Genomic DNA, 15783 nt, shown 5'->3' with positions numbered 1-15783 from the left:
CACTGGCTCAGGTGCGGATGCCCGCAAAGCGGCTTTGCCAGTCCTCGCGCTCTTCGTCCGAGATCTTGCCAAACAGCACGTCCGGCGTGGTGAAGGCATGGCCTTCGGGCAGGGCGCGTACGGCGGCGGCCACATCCGCGGGCCAGGTTTGGTCGGTTGCATGCATGCCTTCCAGCATGGACGCTGCCGCATCGGGGATGAAGGGCGCCGAGAGCACCGCGTAAAGCGGCACGAGGTTCAGTGCCAGACGTGCAATCGCGCCCGCCTGCACCGGATCGGTCTTGAACACCGACCAAGGCGCCGAGGATTGCAGGTATTCATTACCCGCCACCCAGATCGCGCGCAGCTCGGCTGCGGCCTTGCGGACCTCTTTGGCCTCCATGAAGCGCTCGTAGTCGCGGATGCGGGTGGTCAGCTCGGCAATCAGCGCCTCGCCTGCCTCGCCCCAATCGCCGCCCTCGGGGATCGCCTCACCGAATTTGGAACGGGTGAATTTGGTGATCCGCGAGACAAAATTGCCCAGCACATCGGCCAGATCCTTATTCACCGACACCTGGAAGTTTTCCCAAGTGAATTCGGCATCCGCAGACTCGGGGGCGTGCGACAGAAGCCACCAGCGCCAGTAATCCGACGGCAGGATTTCAAGCGCCTGATCCATGAAGACGCCACGCCCGCGCGAGGTCGAGAACTGGCCGCCGTCATAATTCAGGTAGTTGAAGGATTTGATGTAATCCACCAGCTTCCACGGCTCCTCCGAACCAAGGATTGTCGCGGGGAAGGACAGCGTGTGGAAGGGGACGTTATCCTTGCCCATGAATTGGGTATAGGTCACATCCTCGGCGCCTTTATCGGTGCGCCACCAGCGTTCCCAATCGCCGCCCGAAGCTTCGGCCCATTCCTGCGTGCCCGCGATATATTCGATCGGCGCGTCGAACCAGACGTAGAAGACCTTGCCCTCCATGCCTTCCCAAGGTGCGCCCTCGAATTGCGCAGGCACACCCCAGCTGAGGTCGCGGGTGATGCCGCGGTCCTGCAGCCCGTCGCCGTCATGCAGCCACTTCTTGGCAATCGAGGTCGTCAGCACCGGCCAGTCGGTCTTGCTGTCGATCCATGCGTCCAGCTTGTCCTTCATGGCCGACTGGCGCAGGAAGAGGTGCTTGGTCTCACGCATCTCCAGATCGGTCGAACCCGAGATCACCGAGCGCGGGTCGATCAGATCCACCGGATCCAGCTGCTTGGTGCAATTGTCGCATTGGTCACCACGCGCGCTGTCATAGCCGCAATTGGGGCAGGTGCCCTCGATATAGCGGTCCGGCAGGAAGCGGCCATCCGCGTTGGAATACATCTGCTTTTCCGAGACTTCGCGGATCAGCCCCATATCGAACAGGCGCTTGGCGAAGGCTTGGGTCAGGCGGCGGTTCTGCGTGCTGGAAGACCGCCCGAAGTGGTCAAAGCTCAGGCGGAAACCTTCCGCGATACGGGCCTGCACCTCGTGCATTTCCGCGCAGTAATCGGCCACGGGCTTACCGGCCTTCTGGGCGGCCAGTTCGGCGGGGGTGCCATGTTCGTCGGTGGCGCAGATGAACATGACCTCATTGCCGCGCGCACGCTGGTAGCGGGCGAAAAGATCCGCCGGAAGCTGCGAGCCGACGAGATTCCCGAGGTGTTTGATGCCGTTGATATAGGGAATCGCCGATGTGACGAGGTGACGTGCCATATATCCGCCTTTCAGATGAGTTTGCGCAGGGTTTAACGCGGGGCGGGGCGTATGGCCAGAGGGATAGCGGCGCAAGCCCCGCGCTTCATGCCGGATTTTTCTGGAAATAGACGCGGTGGAAGCCGTTTTCCACCCGTTCGCCTATCATGGCATAGCCCAGACGCGGATAGATCGCGAGGTTCTCGGTCATTTTGGCATTGGTATAAAGCTGCACCGGTTTGCCTGCCAGACGGGCGGCCTCTTCGCAAAAGGCGATCAGCTTGCGGCCCGTGCCACGGCCCCGCGCGGCCTCTGTCACGGCGACATTTTCCAACAGAATATGGGGGCCTTCGTCATAGAAGGTGATGAACCCCAGAAACGCGCCGTCATAGGCCACATGGACCACCCCCTGCGCGATCTGGGCGGCGTAATCCGCGCTCATGGGTGCAGGGTCGCGGCCCATGCGGGCGATATAGGGGGTGTAGGCCGCAATGGCGCAGGCACGGATGGCGGCTTCGTCTTCGGGTGTGGCTGGGCGGATCATGGCTTACTGCTCATAGCTTATGGGGCGATCCGGCTTTGCGCCAGTTTCATCCCGAAGCCGATGAAGACCACGCCCGTCACGGCCTTCAGGGCGCGCTGGAAGGCGGGGCGGCGGGTGGCGGCCCTGAGGCCGCCAAGCGCCATCACCATAGCCGAGAACCATAGCGCATTGATCGTGGCATGCAGCGTGACCAGCGCGAAGGGCTGGGCGATGCCATGATCCGCAGGCAGGAATTGCGGAAAGGCCGCAAGATAGAAAAGCGAGACCTTCGGGTTGAGCGCATTGGTCAGGAAGCCTTCGATGAAGGCACGGCGCTTGCGGGTCTGGCGCAGTTCGGGGGCATGGGGCGAGGGCGTCACGCCACGGGCCGCAGCGATCAGCGATTTGACCCCGAGCCAGACCAGATAGCCCGCGCCCAGCATCTTGAAGACATTATAGGCCCATGCGGATTGCGTCAGTATCGCCGAGATTCCCAGCACCGACAGCGTCCCATGCAGGTAGAAGGCCGCCACAAAGCCGCAGACCGCCGCAAACCCCGCCCGTCGCCCCGAAAGCGGCACGATGCGCGCGATCAGCAGGCCGTTCGGTCCGGGCGAGATCACCAGCAGCGTGGTGACAAGGGCGAAGGTCAGCAGCGTGGCAAGGGTCATATGGGCTCTCCTGTAGGGGCAGACCTGCGCGGGTCATGAAAAAGGCAGGAGCGTGCCCCTGCCTTGTTCCGGATAGCTTAAGCCTGGTTCAGGCCAGTTTGGCAAGGCCGCGATCAACGGCGTCGATGATCCGGTCGATCTTGGGCTGGTCCACGATCAGCGCGGGGCTGAAGCAGAGCGTGTTGTTGAAGCCCTTGAACGACCGCGCCGTGGCGCCGATCAGCACGCCATCCGCATCCGCCGAGGCCACAACCGACTGGACCAGCTTCTCGGCCAGCGGCTCCTTGGTGGCGCGGTCCGCCACCAGTTCGGCGCCGCAGAACAGGCCCTTGCCGCGCACATCGCCGATGACCTTGTGCTTTTCCTTCAGCTCTTGCAGGCGGCTCATCATATAGTCGCCCATCGCCTTGGTATTGGCCAGAAGGCCCTCATCCTCGATGATGCGCATGTTTTCCAGCGCCGCAGCAGGGCCCGCCGTGCAGCCGCCGAAGGTCGAGATATCGCGGAAATAGCTCATTTCGTCATCGGGATCTGTGCGGAATTTCTCGAAGACCTCATCGGTGGTCAGCATGCAGGCAATCGCCGCATAGCCCGAGGCCACGCCTTTGGCGCAGGTCACGAAATCGGGTTTGATGCCGTAATTCTGATAGCCGAACCACTCGCCGGTGCGGCCCATGCCACAGACGACCTCGTCGATATGCAGCAGGATGTCGTATTTCTTGCAGATCTCCTGCACGCGCTCCCAATAGCCCTTGGGCGGCACGATGACACCACCGCCCGCGGTGACGGGCTCAAGGCAGAGCGCGCCCACGGTATCGGGGCCTTCGCGCAGGATGACCTCTTCGATGGCATCCGCCGCGCGTTCGCCGTAGTTTTCCACGTCCCATTGTGCGCGGTATTCAAGGCAATGCGGCACGGGGATGAAGCCCTCGGGGAAGGGGCCATATTGGTCGGCGCGCTGGTGCTGGCCACAGGCGGCCAATGCCGCCAGCGACGAGCCATGATAGTCGCGTTCGCGGTAGAGAATTTTCCACTTCTTGCCGCCGTGATGCTTATGCGCGATCTGGCGGACCATCTTCCATGCTTTCTCATTGGCCTCGGTGCCCGAGTTCACATAGTAGAGACGGGTCAGGCCCGGGGTCTTTTCCGTCAGGCGTTCCGCGAATTGCGCGCCGGGGATGGACCCGACCGAACCCGCGAAATAGTTGATCTTGATAAGCTGGTCGCGCACCGCATTGGCGATGCTTTCGCGGCCATAGCCCACATTCACCGTCCAGACGCCGCCCGAGACCGAATCCAGATATTCGCGCCCGTTCTGGTCCCAGACCGACATGCCCTTGCCCTCGACGATGATGCGCGGGTCATGGGTGCGCAGCTTCGCGTGTTGGAACAGGTGGTGGAAGACATGGGCCTTATCAGCATCGACAGTGGCCTGAATGTCATTAAGTGCGTGACCGTCCATCGGGGCCATCCTTTTCTTGAAATTCCGCTTTACCCAATCGTTTTCGGGCTGGCGCTGATAGGGCCAGATAGGTGCAAGCGATGGTGCCAGATTGGCGGGTATGCTATAGCAGGGCCAAGGCATTCTGCATTTGGCAGGGCGGTTGCGGGAATTTTAGGCGAAAACCTATGGCAGAGCAGGCGAAATCAACCCTTGGTCTGACGCTGGACAGATCCAGCCCCGACCCGTTGCAGCGCCAGTTGCGGCAGGGGATCATCACCGCCATCGAACAGGGGCGGCTGCGTCCGGCGCAGAAGATGCCCGGCTCGCGCAGTCTGGCGCAATCGCTGGGGGTGGCGCGTAATACGGTGACGCTGGCCTATGACGAGCTGGTCGCGCGCGGCTATCTGGAGGCCCAGCCCAAGCGCGGGGTCTTTGTGGCGGTGCGCGCGCAGCCCATGCCCGAGACGGCGGCGCAAGGGGCGATCCATTGGGCCAGCCGGCTGCGGGCGCGGCCCTCGGCGTTCGAGCAGATCCGCAAGATGACCAATTGGGCCGATTACCCCTATCCGTTCATCTACGGGCAGGTGGACCCGACGCTCTTTCCCATTCAGGCTTGGCGGTCCTGCTCGCGCGATATGATGGGGCGCTCGGCGCTGGATTGGTGGTCGGCGGATCGCGCGGTGGAAGATGACCCGATGCTGATCGAACAGATCCGCACCCGTATTCTGCCTGCGCGGGGGATCTTTGCCCGCCCCGAAGAGATCCTGATTACCTTGGGCGCGCAGGAGGGGCTGTATCTGGCGGCGCGTCTTCTGGCGGGCGAGGGCGCGCGTGTCGGGCTGGAACGTCCGGGCTATCCCGATGCGCGGTTCATCTTTGGCCTGACAGGGGCCGAGCCGGTGGATCTGGGCGTGGATGCGGAAGGGGCGGCACCTGTCTCTGCGCTTGATCTGGCGGTGCTGACACCTGCCTCGCATTGTCCGACGATGATGGTGATGTCGCCCGCTCGTCGCGCCGACTGGCTGGACCGTGCGAGCGATGAGGATTTCCTGATCCTCGAGGATGATTACGAGGGCGAACTGGCCCTAGCCCGAGGCCCCGCGTTGAAGTCTCAGGATCGGGCGGGGCGGGTGATTTACCTCGGTACCATGTCAAAGATCCTCGCGCCGGGGGTGCGGCTAGGGTTTATGGTGGCACCCGAGGGTTTTGTGCATGAGGCGCGCTGGATGCGCAGGCTGCTGCACCGCTCGGCCCCGCTGAACAATCAGCGCACGGCGGCGATCTTTCTGGCCGAGGGGCATTATCTGGCGCTGATGCGGCGGCTGCGCGAGGCCCATGCCGAACGCTGGTATCAGGTGATCGACCGCCTTCCCCAAGACCTCGCGGGGTTTCAGGCGCCCGACCCCTGTCATGGCGGGTCGAGCCTCTGGCTAAAGCTGCCCGAAGGCATGGATAATGCCGCGCTGTTGCAGGGTGCGCTGGCCCGTGGCGTGGCTTTCGAGCTGGGCGATCCTTTCACCGGAGCCGAAGGTGCTGGGCGTTACATCCGGCTGGGGCTCAGCTGTATCCGGACCGAGGCCGTGCGCCCCGGTCTGAAGCTTTTGGGGCAGGTGGCCGAGGCGCTTTAGTCGCAATCGGCGCGCGTGCCACGGGCCTCTTCCAGCGCGACGGCCGCCGCAATCAGCCCCGCATGGGAAAAGGCCTGCGGGAAATTGCCCAAGTGGTCGCCGCTTGCGGGGTCGATCTCTTCGGGCATCAGCCCCAGATCATTCGCCGTGGCCAAAAGGCCGGAAATCTGCGCCTCGGCCTCAGTGATGCGGCCCGCGCGGGTCAGGTAATCTGCCGCCCAGAAGCCACAGGCCATGAAGTGCCCCTCATTGCCCGCAATGCCATCCACCCCTTCCTGATAGCGGCGGAAATGCGGTCCCTCAGACAGCTCGCGCTTCAGGGTCTCATAGGTGGCCACCATCTTCGGGTCGTCCGGCGCGACGATCCCGATGCGGGGCAGCAGCAGAACCGAGGCATCCAGCCAGTCGCGCCCGATCGCGCCGGTAAAGGCACCGACCTCCTCGCTCCATGCCCGCGACAGAACATAGTCGCGGATGCGGGCATGTTCGCTCAGGTAGTCCTCTGGGTCATCCTGAACGGCGCCCAATGCGATCAGATCGAGCCAGGCATCCAGCGCCTGCCAGCACATCGCCTTGGAATATGTGTGATGCTGGCGCGCCCCCGGAATTTCCCACAGGCCACTATCGGGCAGGGTCCAATCCAGCATGGCCGCCTGCGCATAGCCCTGAAGGCGGGTCTGTTCTTCCTCGGACAGGGTGCCGCCATGACGCACATACATGCGCGCGCAATCCAGCACGGCCCCATAGCCGTCCAGTTGGAGCTGACCCTGTGCGTCATTGCCGATGATCAGCGGCGCCGAGCCGCGATAGCCCTCAAGCGCCGTCAGTGTGCGCGTGCCCGGATCATGTTCCTTGCCGATGGAATAGAACACCCCCAGACGCGGAGCGGACTGGCGCGCGGCCTGCATCAGCCAGCGGAAGAAATTCTGGGCACAGTCAGGCAGGTTCAGCGCGAAAAACGCATGCAGCACAAAAGTGGCATCCCTGATCCAGCAGAAGCGGTAGTCGTAATTGCGCACCCCGCCGATGGTCTCGGGCAGGCCCGCCGTGGGGGCGGCCAGCAGCGCGCCCGAGTTGTTGTAGTGCAAAAGATGCAGGGTCACCGCGCTGCGCATGATCGCCTTGCGGAAAGGGCCTTCGGGTTTGCAGCCCGTGTTGATCTTTTTCCAATAGGCCAAGGTGCGGTCGAGTTCACGCCGAGGCGTGCCAGCATCCACAGGGCGGGCATCGGGGCTGGCGCTGGTCAGCAGGGCAAAACGGGTCTCGCCCGCCTGAAGCGTGCAGGATCCGCCCAAGGCTCCGGGGGTAACAGGGGACAGATCCACATCGGACACAAAGCGCAGCCCGTCATGGCCGAATTCCATCCGCCAGCTGCCATCCTCATCCTGCCGGAGGTCGGGCAGGGTCGCGCCCCAGTCCAGCATCGGGTTGATCAGCACGGCTAGTTCCGGCGCACCTTCCAACGCTTCGACAATGCGCAGCACCTGCCTGTCGCCGCCGATCGAGCCATCTGCGCGTTCGCCCATCGGCATCAGGTCGGTGACCTGCAAGACCCCCTGCGGCGTGTGATGGGTGGTGCGCAAAACGGCGCTGTCCCCGATATAGTCGCGGGTGATTTCCCCCTGCACAGTGGGGCCCACGAAAAACCGCCCGCCGCGTCGCGCGTCCAGCATGCCGGTGAAGACCGCATCGCCATCGAAATCCGGCAGGCAGAGGAATTCGATCGCCCCGTCGCGCGCGACAATCGCCGCGGTCAGCGTGTCTCCGATCAGGGCGAAATCGCGAATCGGCGGATAGGCGTTTTTGCGCTGGGGCAGGTCGGCCAGAGCGGTGTCGGCAGGGGTGTGCAACAGCGGACGGGTGATGCGGCCCTCCATCTTATGCCCCCTGACCAAGGTTGATCGACAGCCCGCCATCAATAGCGAAGCTCTGGCCCGTCACATATTCCGCATCCGTCGAAGCCAGATAGACCGCCATTTTCGCCACCTCCCACGGCTGGCCCGCGCGGCCCCACGGGATATGGCTCTCCATCTCCTTGCGCAGTTCGGGATCGTCGATGGCCTCCTGGTTGATCGGCGTCAGGATCATGCCGGGAAGGATATTATTGGCGGTGATCCTATGCGGCGCGAGTTCCAGCGCCAGCGTGCGGGTCAGCATCCGCAGCCCGCCCTTGGACGCATCATAGGCCGAGGTGCCCCCGCGCGGGACGTTCTCATGCACCGAAGACACGGTGACAATGCGCCCACCGCCGCCCGCTGCCTTGCGCATACGGGTGAAGGCCGCCGAAGCCATGGCGGGGCCGGTCAGATTGACGGCGATCACCTTGGACCAGTCTTCGGGGTCCATCTGGTCCAGATCGGCGGGGTCGGGGTCCATCCCGCCGTTATTCACCAGAATATCCGCCGCTCCGAACCGGTCCTGCGTCTTGGCAAAAAGCGCCTCGATGTCGTCAAGCTTGGACAGATCGCATTTCACGATCTCCACCAGACTGCCGTGGGCGGCCACATGATCGGCGGTCTTCCTCGCACCCTCTTCATCCGAGCGGTAGGTGATCACCAGATCCGCCCCCTCCTGCGCGTAGGTCTCGGCAATGGCCGCCCCGATCCCCGACGAGCCGCCGGTGACAATGGCGATTTTGCCTTTCAGGCGGTTGGCGGCTTTGGTCGGTTGCGGCGTTACAGGAGACATCGGATATCCTTTCCTCAGGGGGTGTCTCCCTAACGGGCAGACCCTTTGGAAGTTTCCTTCACTTCGTCGTTTTTGCCGGATGCAGGGCCGCGCGCGCTGGGCTATCATGGCCTCATGCTGAAGCTTGATGACCGTGACCTTGCCATTCTGACAACGCTTGCCCGCGAGGGCCGCATCACCAAAGCGGCGCTGGCTGAGCGTATCAACCTCTCGCCCACCCCCGCTTGGGAGCGGCTGCGCAAGCTTGAGGCCGCGGGGCTGGTCGAGGGCTATGGCGCAAGGATCGCGCTGAAGAAACTGGGCCCGCATGTGACGGTCTTTGTGGCCGCCGAGCTGGCCGATCATAAGGCCGCGACCTTCCGCATTTTCGAGGATGCCGTGCAGCCGATCCCCGAGATCGTGAATGTCTGGGCTTTGGGCGGCGGGTTTGATTACCTCATGCAGATTGTCACCCGCGACATCGACAGCTACCAGCGGCTGATCGACACCCTGCTGGAGGGGCGCATCGGGATTGCGCGCTATTTCACCTATATCGTGACCAAGCCGGTGAAGCAGGGCCTGCCGCCCTTCGATCTGCTGGCAGGCCATCTGGACTAAGATCACCTGCGCGGCAGTCCGCTTGGGCTGCGGATGGGCGATCTTCGGTCTCTAAGCCGGCGTAAGTCGGGCAGACTGGACGGGAAAGGAGACCCGCCCATGCTGGATGCCGCTATTTCCGAGCGAGCCGCCCTGAAAGACCGCCGCCTTCTGCGAAGCTTCGCCTATGTGGATGGCAAATGGCAGGCAGGCGATGCGCGTGCCTTTGCCGTTTCTGACCCGAGCGACGGGGCAGAATTGGGCCATGTCGCCAGCCTCTCGGGCGCGCAGGCCGTGGCGGCTGTTGATGCGGCAGATCGTGCCTTTGGCGCATGGTCTGGCACCCTGCCGCAAGAGCGCGCGGCGATCCTGCGCCGCTGGTTTGATCTGATTATCGAGGCAAAAGAAGACCTTGCCCGCATCATGGTGGCCGAACAGGGCAAGCCGATATCGGAGGCACGTGGCGAGATCGACTATGCCGCAAGTTTCGTCGAATTCTACGCCGAGGAAGCCAAGCGCCCCAATGTGGAAAGCGTGACCTCGCATCTGCCCGATGCCGAGATGGAGCTGTGGCTGGAACCCGTTGGCGTGGCGGCGCTGGTCACCCCGTGGAATTTCCCCTCGGCCATGTTGACGCGCAAGGCAGCGGCGGCCTTGGCGGCGGGGTGTAGCGTGGTGGCGCATCCATCTGCCGAGACGCCCTATTCGGCGCTGGCGTTGGCGGAACTTGCCGAACGGGCGGGCTTTCCGGCGGGGGTCTTCAATGTGGTCACGGGCCATGCGCCCGATATCGTCACTCCTTGGTGCGAAGACCCCCGCGTGCGGGCGCTGTCCTTCACTGGCTCCACCGCCATCGGCAAGCTGCTTTACGCGCAATCGGCCCAGACGGTGAAACGGCTGGTGCTGGAACTGGGCGGCCATGCGCCGGTGATCATCTTCAAGGGCGCCGATCTGGACCGCACTGTCGCCGAGACGCTCAAGGCCAAATTCGCCACTTCGGGGCAGGATTGTCTGGCCGCCAACCGCATCTATGTCGAGCGTCCGGTCTATGACGCCTTCTGCGCCAAGTTCACCGAGGCCGTTCAGGCGCTGACCGTCGGGCGGGGGATCGACGACCCCGATATCGGCCCGCTGATGAATGAAGGTGCCATCGCCAAACAGGTCGAGCATCTGGAAGACGCTTTGGCCAAAGGCGCGAAACTGGCCACGGGCGGCACGCATGAGGGGCTGTTCTTCCAACCGACGGTGCTGACCGATGTGACCGATGACGCCAAGATCATGCGCGAGGAAACCTTTGGCCCCATCGCGCCGATCACGCCCTTTGATACCGAGGACGAGGTGATCGCCCGTGCGAATGCAGGCGACTACGGGCTGATGGCCTATATCCACAGCCGCGACCCCAAGCGCATCTACCGCATGAGCCGCGCGCTACAGTTCGGCATGGTGGCGGTGAACCGCACCAAGGTCACCGGCGCGCCCATCCCCTTTGGCGGTATGAAGCAATCCGGCCTTGGCCGCGAGGGCGCGCGCACGGGCATGCAGGAATTCATGGAGATCAAATACCTCTGCCGCGACTGGGGTATCTAAGTGATGACGAAAGGAGGCATTATGCTGACCAATGACCAACTCGCCCGCTGGGACCGCGAGAATTTCTTCCATCCCTCGACTCATCTGGCACAGCATGCCCGTGGCGAGACCCCAACCCGCGTGATCCGCACCGCCAAGGGGGTCTATATCGAGGACCGTGATGGCCGCCAGATGCTGGACGCTTTTGCGGGGCTTTACTGCGTGAATGTGGGCTATGGCCGCCCCGAGATTGCCGATGCGATTGCCGATCAGGCGCGCGAGCTGGCCTATTACCACGCCTATGTGGGCCATGGGACCGAGGCCTCGATCACGCTGGCGCAGATGGTCATGGAGCGTGCCCCCAAGGGCATGTCCAAAGTCTATTTCGGGCTGTCCGGCTCGGATGCGAATGAAACCAACATCAAGCTGATCTGGTATTACAATAACATCCTGAACCGCCCCGAGAAGAAAAAGATCATCTCGCGCTGGCGCGGCTATCACGGCTCGGGGGTGATGACGGGGTCTCTGACGGGGCTTTCGGGTTTCCATAATAAATTCGACCTGCCGCGCGCGCCGATCCTGCACACCGAGGCACCCTATTACTTCCGCCGCCCCGAGGGGATCGAGACCGAGGAAGCTTTCACCGCCCATTGCGTGGCCGAACTGGAGGCGCTGATCGACCGCGAGGGCGCAGATACCATCGCGGCCTTCATCGGCGAGCCGGTTCTGGGCACAGGGGGCATCGTGCCGCCGCCCGCAGGTTACTGGGAGGCGATCCAGAAGGTGCTGGCCAAGCATGACATCCTCTTGGTGGCCGATGAGGTCGTCACGGGGTTCGGGCGGCTGGGCACGATGTTCGGCTCGGATCACTACGGGATGAAACCCGATCTGATCACCATCGCCAAAGGGCTGACTTCGGCCTATGCGCCGCTGTCGGGGTCGATTGTGGGTGACAGGATGTGGAAGGTGCTGGAACAGGGCACCGATGAAAACGGTCCCATCGGTCATGGCTGGACCTATTCTGCCCACCCCATTGGCGCGGCAGCAGGGGTGGCCAACCTCAAGCTGATTGACAGCCTCGGTCTGGTGGAAAACGCAGGCACAACAGGGGCCTATCTGAACAAGGCGATGAAAGATGCCTTGGGTGACCATGCCAATGTCGGTGATATCCGGGGCGAGGGCATGCTTTGCGCGGTCGAATTCGTCGAAGACCGCGACAGCCGCCGCTTCTTTGACGCGAGTGCCAAGATCGGCCCGCAGATCGCTACGGCGCTGGCCGCAGAAGGGGTGATCGGGCGCGCCATGCCACAGGGCGATATCCTTGGCTTCGCGCCGCCCCTATGCCTCAGCGAGGCCGAGGCAGATATCATTGTCGCGGCGATGAAAAAGGCGGTCACACAGGTGCTGGGCTAAGCCCGAAGGGGCCGTAGGTCCCTTCGGGCCGAGCGGGGCGGGGTCTCGATGGCCCCGCCCCGCTCGGCCTGCTCGAAACATATCCGCGAGTGTGAATCCCGCTCGGGGCCGCGCGTTTGTCCTAAAATCGCCGTATTGACCCGCTTTGACGATCTGCGGGCACGGTTTGCGGGGAAATGGCGATGATCCGGCATATGATATCACTCTGTCTTCTGGCCATGCTTCTCCCTGTCGCGCTATCGGCCCAGACCACTCTGCGGGCCCAGACCCCCTTGCGGGTCCTGACCACGGGGGATGCCGGTCGGGGCTGGGAGGCGGTCGGACGGCTCGATTTTGCGGATGGCGGGTTCTGCACCGCCAGTCTTGTGGCGCCCGATCTGGTTCTGACGGCGGCGCATTGTCTCTTTGATCCCCGTAGCGGGGGCAAGGTCGATATCACCACGGCCCGCTTCCGGATGGGATTACGCGAAGACCGTGCCTTGGTCGAACGCCAGATCAGGGCGGGGTTTCCCCATCCGCAATATCGCTATCAGGGACCGCAGGCCTTTGACCGCGTGACCTATGATATGGCTCTGCTGCAACTGGATAGGCCCGTGCGGATCTCGCCGGTCATGCCGTTCGATCTGGGGGAGGCGCCCCGCAAGGGCGATCCGCTGCGGGTGGTCTCCTATGCCGAGGGGCGCGAGGCGCTGCCCTCCCTGCAGGCGCGCTGCTATGTGATCCAGAAAAACGAGGGGCGGATGATCACGGATTGTGATGTCGATCATGGGGCCTCCGGTGCGCCGGTCTTCGTCATGAAACATGGCAGGCCGCAGATCGTGGGGGTGGTCTCGGCCAAGGCGCGGCTTGAGGGGCAGCCGGTTGCGGTGGTGGCCGATGCCAGCCTGATGCGCCATATGCTGACCGATCTGCGCCAGCCGGGCGGGCAGCGGGCGAAGATGGTGGGGGGCGCGAAGTTCCTCTCGGTGCCGCCATCCGTTTCGCCTTAGGCTTCCGCACCAATGCGGGCTGTGTCCGCACCAATGCGGGCTGTGGCCGAGTGGCAAAAATCTGAAATCCTTCGGGGCAGGAAGGCTTGAAACGGCGTTTGGCCCTTCCCAGATTGAGTGTGTCGGGATGCCGCAACAGGGTCCCGCACCCATTTCATCGCCCATGCCCGGACGGGGTGGGCAACCATCGCTCTGAGAGGATGATACCATGCGTAGCTTTGATCTTTCGCCGCTTTACCGTGCCACTGTCGGTTTTGACCGGATGGCCGACCTGATGGATAGCGTGATGTCGAAAGACGTCTCCCAAACCAGCTATCCCCCCTATAATATCGAAAAAACCGCCGAGAATGCCTATCGCATTACCATCGCTGTCGCGGGGTTCGCCGCAGACGAGCTGACCGTCGAGATGCGCGACGGGGCGCTGATCGTCTCGGGCCGCAAATCCGAGGAAGCCGGACAGAAGACCTATCTGCATCGCGGTATCGCCACCCGCGCTTTCGAGCGTCGTTTCGGGCTGGCCGATCATGTCCGTGTGACCGGTGCCAGCAATGAGGATGGCATGCTGCATATCGATCTGGTGCATGAGGTTCCCGAGGCTCTCAAGCCCCGCCGGATCGAGATTACCAATACCGGTGCGGGCCGTGTCGCGCGCGATATGCGCGATGTGATCGACAATGCGCAATAAGCCATCTGTGTGACGAAGCCGGAGGCGCGGGATATCCCGCGCCTTTTTCTATGCCGTTTCCTATGCTTTGGCCTGCTATACCTTAGCCTGTGTCGGCTGTTCTCAGGGCCGTTCAGGGGCGTTCAGGGGCGGGGCGCGCGGCGTTCGACGGCCACGGTTTTCAGGATCGCATGACATTCCGTGTCGGGCCGCAGATCCAGAGCCTGCCGCGAGCGCGCGGTGATCTTGGCCAGCAGCGTCTCGTCGCCACAGCGGATCTGTACCCAGAACCGGTCTTCGGCCTTTGATGTCGGGGTGATTTTCTGCACCTGTCCCGACAGGATATTCAACGCCGAAAGCCCCTCGGGGCGTTGGCGCGACAGGATGACATCACTGGCCTGAATGCGCAGCCGTAGCGTCTGGCCCACGGGATGCGGCTCGGTCAGAAAAAGCGTGCCCCCCGCGCCCTGCACGCGGGTCATGCCATCGGGGTCCTGTCCGGCAACCTGCACATGGATCACCGCGCCCGCCCCGTCCTGCCCGAATAGCGGGGCCAGATCCGGCTCGGCCAGCAGGGTCTGAAGCGGTCCCGAAGCGCGGGTTCTGCCGGCCTCGATCACCACCAGCGTATCGGCCAGCCGCGCGATCTCGGACACGGAATGGCTGACATAGACAATCGGCAGGCCGGTATCGCGCAGATTCTCCAGAAAGGGCAGGATCTCGGCACGGCGGGGGGCATCAAGCGCCGCCAGCGGTTCGTCCATCAACAGGATCTGCGGTTTGGACAGTAGGGCGCGACCGATCGAGATGCGGGCTTTTTCGCCGCCCGAGAGCGCCGCGACCCTGCGCCCGAGCAAGGGCGCGATGCCCAGCATTCCGATCACCTGATCGAAATCCGGCCCCTGTGCGTCTTTGGGGGCGCGCCTGCGGCCATAATCCAGATTGCCCCTGACACCCAGATGGGGAAACAGGCGCGGTTCTTGAAAGACATAACCGATGCGGCGTTTATGGAGGGGCAGATTGGTGCGGGTGGCGCTGTCAAACAGCACCGTTCCGCCCAATGTGATGCGTCCGGCAGCGGGGCGCAGAAGCCCCGAGATCGCGTTGACGATGGTGGATTTGCCCGCCCCTGAGGGCCCGAACAGCGCGGTGACGCCGGTGGGGGCGGTGAACTCGGCCGATAGGTCAAGCTGTCCGGCGCGGTGCTTCAGGCAGACCTTGAGCATCCTATGCCCCCCTGATCCGTTTGGCGATCATCCGCGAGACGGATTCCGACACCAGCATGGCCGTGACCGCAATCGCGATGGAAATCCCCGCAAGCTTGGCCACCGAGGCCTCGGCACCGGGCACCTGCAGCAGGGCATAGATCGCTGAAGGCAGTGTCTGGGTCCGCCCCGGAATGTTGGAGACAAAGGTGATGGTGGCCCCGAATTCGCCCATCGCCTTGGCAAAGGCGAGGATCATCCCCGCGATGATCCCCGGCGCGATCAGTGGCAGCGTGATGCTGAAGAACATGCCCAATGGGCGCGCGCCAAGGGTGCGGGCGGCCTGTTCAAGGCCGGGATCGACGGCTTCGATGGCCAGCCATATCGCCCGCACCATCAGCGGAAAGCCCATCACCGCAGCGGCCAGCGCCGCCCCCGTCCATTGGAAGGCGAAGACCAGCCCGATGGCATGGTCGAGCACGCGCCCCACCGGTCCGTTACGGCCAAAAAGCAGCAGCAGGATGTAACCGGTGACGACAGGGGGCAGGATCAGCGGCAGATGAACCAGCGCATTCAGCCCCCAGACAAGCGGCCCGCGCCCCCGCGCCAGCACCAGCGCGACCGCAATCGCCACCGGCAGCGCGCAAAGCACCGCCACCAGCGAGACTTTCAGCGACAGCGCGATGGCGGCCCATTCTTCGGGGCTGAGCATGGGCATCT

General features: G+C 63.5%; 14 protein-coding genes. 6 read left to right on the top strand and 8 right to left on the bottom strand.

Annotated features, from left to right (window positions below; translation table 11 throughout):
• Positions 1–7 precede the first annotated feature (7 nt).
• From metG to RPE78_RS04390, 4 genes are all read right to left on the bottom strand, one after another.
• Entirely contained in the window at positions 8–1717 is a 1710-nt protein-coding gene (gene metG / locus RPE78_RS04405) for a methionine--tRNA ligase (RefSeq protein WP_406721326.1), read from the bottom strand.
• An 85-nt stretch (positions 1718–1802) separates the two neighbouring features.
• Entirely contained in the window at positions 1803–2240 is a 438-nt protein-coding gene (locus RPE78_RS04400) for a GNAT family N-acetyltransferase (RefSeq protein WP_406721325.1), read from the bottom strand.
• A 17-nt stretch (positions 2241–2257) separates the two neighbouring features.
• The gene (locus RPE78_RS04395; RefSeq protein ID WP_406721324.1) at positions 2258–2890 is read right to left on the bottom strand and encodes a LysE family translocator; all 633 of its coding nucleotides are present in this window, start codon (positions 2888–2890) and stop codon (positions 2258–2260) included.
• Positions 2891–2978: 88 nt separating this feature from the next.
• Entirely contained in the window at positions 2979–4352 is a 1374-nt protein-coding gene (locus RPE78_RS04390) for an aspartate aminotransferase family protein (RefSeq protein WP_406721323.1), read from the bottom strand.
• A gap of 167 nt (positions 4353–4519) precedes the next feature.
• On the opposite strand from RPE78_RS04390, the gene RPE78_RS04385 reads away from it, so the two are divergent.
• Positions 4520–5962: a PLP-dependent aminotransferase family protein gene (locus RPE78_RS04385; RefSeq protein WP_406721322.1), complete on the top strand. Its 1443-nt coding sequence runs from the start codon at positions 4520–4522 to the stop codon at positions 5960–5962.
• Here RPE78_RS04385 and RPE78_RS04380 read toward each other — a convergent pair.
• The gene (locus RPE78_RS04380) at positions 5959–7839 is read right to left on the bottom strand and encodes a glycoside hydrolase family 15 protein (protein ID WP_406721321.1); all 1881 of its coding nucleotides are present in this window, start codon (positions 7837–7839) and stop codon (positions 5959–5961) included. The two genes, RPE78_RS04385 and RPE78_RS04380, sit on opposite strands and share 4 nt — an antisense overlap.
• Before the next feature lies 1 nt (position 7840).
• A complete protein-coding gene (locus RPE78_RS04375; protein ID WP_406721320.1) occupies positions 7841–8650 on the bottom strand; it encodes an SDR family NAD(P)-dependent oxidoreductase in 810 nt (269 codons plus the stop codon).
• 117 nt (positions 8651–8767) lie between these two features.
• Between RPE78_RS04375 and RPE78_RS04370 the strand changes: the two genes are divergently transcribed.
• The 5 genes from RPE78_RS04370 to RPE78_RS04350 all read left to right on the top strand — a co-directional run bounded on the left by RPE78_RS04370 (position 8768) and on the right by RPE78_RS04350 (position 13879).
• Positions 8768–9247, top strand: coding sequence for an Lrp/AsnC family transcriptional regulator (locus RPE78_RS04370; protein ID WP_339109443.1), 480 nt, complete (start codon positions 8768–8770; stop codon positions 9245–9247).
• A gap of 99 nt (positions 9248–9346) precedes the next feature.
• Positions 9347–10813, top strand: a complete 1467-nt coding sequence (locus RPE78_RS04365) for an NAD-dependent succinate-semialdehyde dehydrogenase (protein WP_406721319.1) — start codon at positions 9347–9349, stop codon at positions 10811–10813.
• A 21-nt stretch (positions 10814–10834) separates the two neighbouring features.
• Complete coding sequence (locus RPE78_RS04360; protein ID WP_406721318.1) at positions 10835–12205, top strand: aspartate aminotransferase family protein; 1371 nt, start codon at positions 10835–10837, stop codon at positions 12203–12205.
• A gap of 194 nt (positions 12206–12399) precedes the next feature.
• A complete protein-coding gene (locus RPE78_RS04355; RefSeq protein ID WP_406721317.1) occupies positions 12400–13194 on the top strand; it encodes a trypsin-like serine peptidase in 795 nt (264 codons plus the stop codon).
• A gap of 208 nt (positions 13195–13402) precedes the next feature.
• Positions 13403–13879 (top strand): Hsp20 family protein, encoded by a 477-nt coding sequence (locus RPE78_RS04350; RefSeq protein WP_339108277.1) that lies wholly within the window; start codon positions 13403–13405, stop codon positions 13877–13879.
• A 122-nt stretch (positions 13880–14001) separates the two neighbouring features.
• Here RPE78_RS04350 and modC read toward each other — a convergent pair whose 3' ends face one another.
• Together modC and modB are read right to left on the bottom strand one after the other, a co-directional pair.
• Positions 14002–15084, bottom strand: coding sequence for a molybdenum ABC transporter ATP-binding protein (modC, locus tag RPE78_RS04345; RefSeq protein ID WP_406721316.1), 1083 nt, complete (start codon positions 15082–15084; stop codon positions 14002–14004).
• Between the two features lies 1 nt (position 15085).
• On the bottom strand, positions 15086–15781 hold the full coding sequence (gene modB, locus RPE78_RS04340; protein WP_339108275.1) for a molybdate ABC transporter permease subunit: 696 nt from the start codon (positions 15779–15781) through the stop codon (positions 15086–15088).
• Positions 15782–15783 lie beyond the last annotated feature (2 nt).

It is taken from the genome of Thioclava litoralis, assembly GCF_045278885.1.
GTDB classification, from domain to species: domain Bacteria; phylum Pseudomonadota; class Alphaproteobacteria; order Rhodobacterales; family Rhodobacteraceae; genus Thioclava; species Thioclava litoralis.
This window is presented reverse-complemented; position numbering and strand designations above follow the sequence as displayed.

What these genes read in the sequence shown, in the direction of transcription:
- RPE78_RS04360 (WP_406721318.1), top strand. Translation starts at nt 10,835, where the DNA reads ATGCTGACCAATGACCAACTCGCCCGCTGGGACCGCGAGAATTTCTTC.
- RPE78_RS04395 (WP_406721324.1), bottom strand. Translation starts at nt 2,890, where the DNA reads ATGACCCTTGCCACGCTGCTGACCTTCGCCCTTGTCACCACGCTGCTG.
- RPE78_RS04375 (WP_406721320.1), bottom strand. Translation starts at nt 8,650, where the DNA reads ATGTCTCCTGTAACGCCGCAACCGACCAAAGCCGCCAACCGCCTGAAA.
- RPE78_RS04350 (WP_339108277.1), top strand. Translation starts at nt 13,403, where the DNA reads ATGCGTAGCTTTGATCTTTCGCCGCTTTACCGTGCCACTGTCGGTTTT.
- modC (WP_406721316.1), bottom strand. Translation starts at nt 15,084, where the DNA reads ATGCTCAAGGTCTGCCTGAAGCACCGCGCCGGACAGCTTGACCTATCG.
- RPE78_RS04385 (WP_406721322.1), top strand. Translation starts at nt 4,520, where the DNA reads ATGGCAGAGCAGGCGAAATCAACCCTTGGTCTGACGCTGGACAGATCC.
- RPE78_RS04355 (WP_406721317.1), top strand. Translation starts at nt 12,400, where the DNA reads ATGATATCACTCTGTCTTCTGGCCATGCTTCTCCCTGTCGCGCTATCG.
- modB (WP_339108275.1), bottom strand. Translation starts at nt 15,781, where the DNA reads ATGCCCATGCTCAGCCCCGAAGAATGGGCCGCCATCGCGCTGTCGCTG.
- RPE78_RS04365 (WP_406721319.1), top strand. Translation starts at nt 9,347, where the DNA reads ATGCTGGATGCCGCTATTTCCGAGCGAGCCGCCCTGAAAGACCGCCGC.
- RPE78_RS04390 (WP_406721323.1), bottom strand. Translation starts at nt 4,352, where the DNA reads ATGGACGGTCACGCACTTAATGACATTCAGGCCACTGTCGATGCTGAT.
- RPE78_RS04380 (WP_406721321.1), bottom strand. Translation starts at nt 7,839, where the DNA reads ATGGAGGGCCGCATCACCCGTCCGCTGTTGCACACCCCTGCCGACACC.
- metG (WP_406721326.1), bottom strand. Translation starts at nt 1,717, where the DNA reads ATGGCACGTCACCTCGTCACATCGGCGATTCCCTATATCAACGGCATC.
- RPE78_RS04400 (WP_406721325.1), bottom strand. Translation starts at nt 2,240, where the DNA reads ATGATCCGCCCAGCCACACCCGAAGACGAAGCCGCCATCCGTGCCTGC.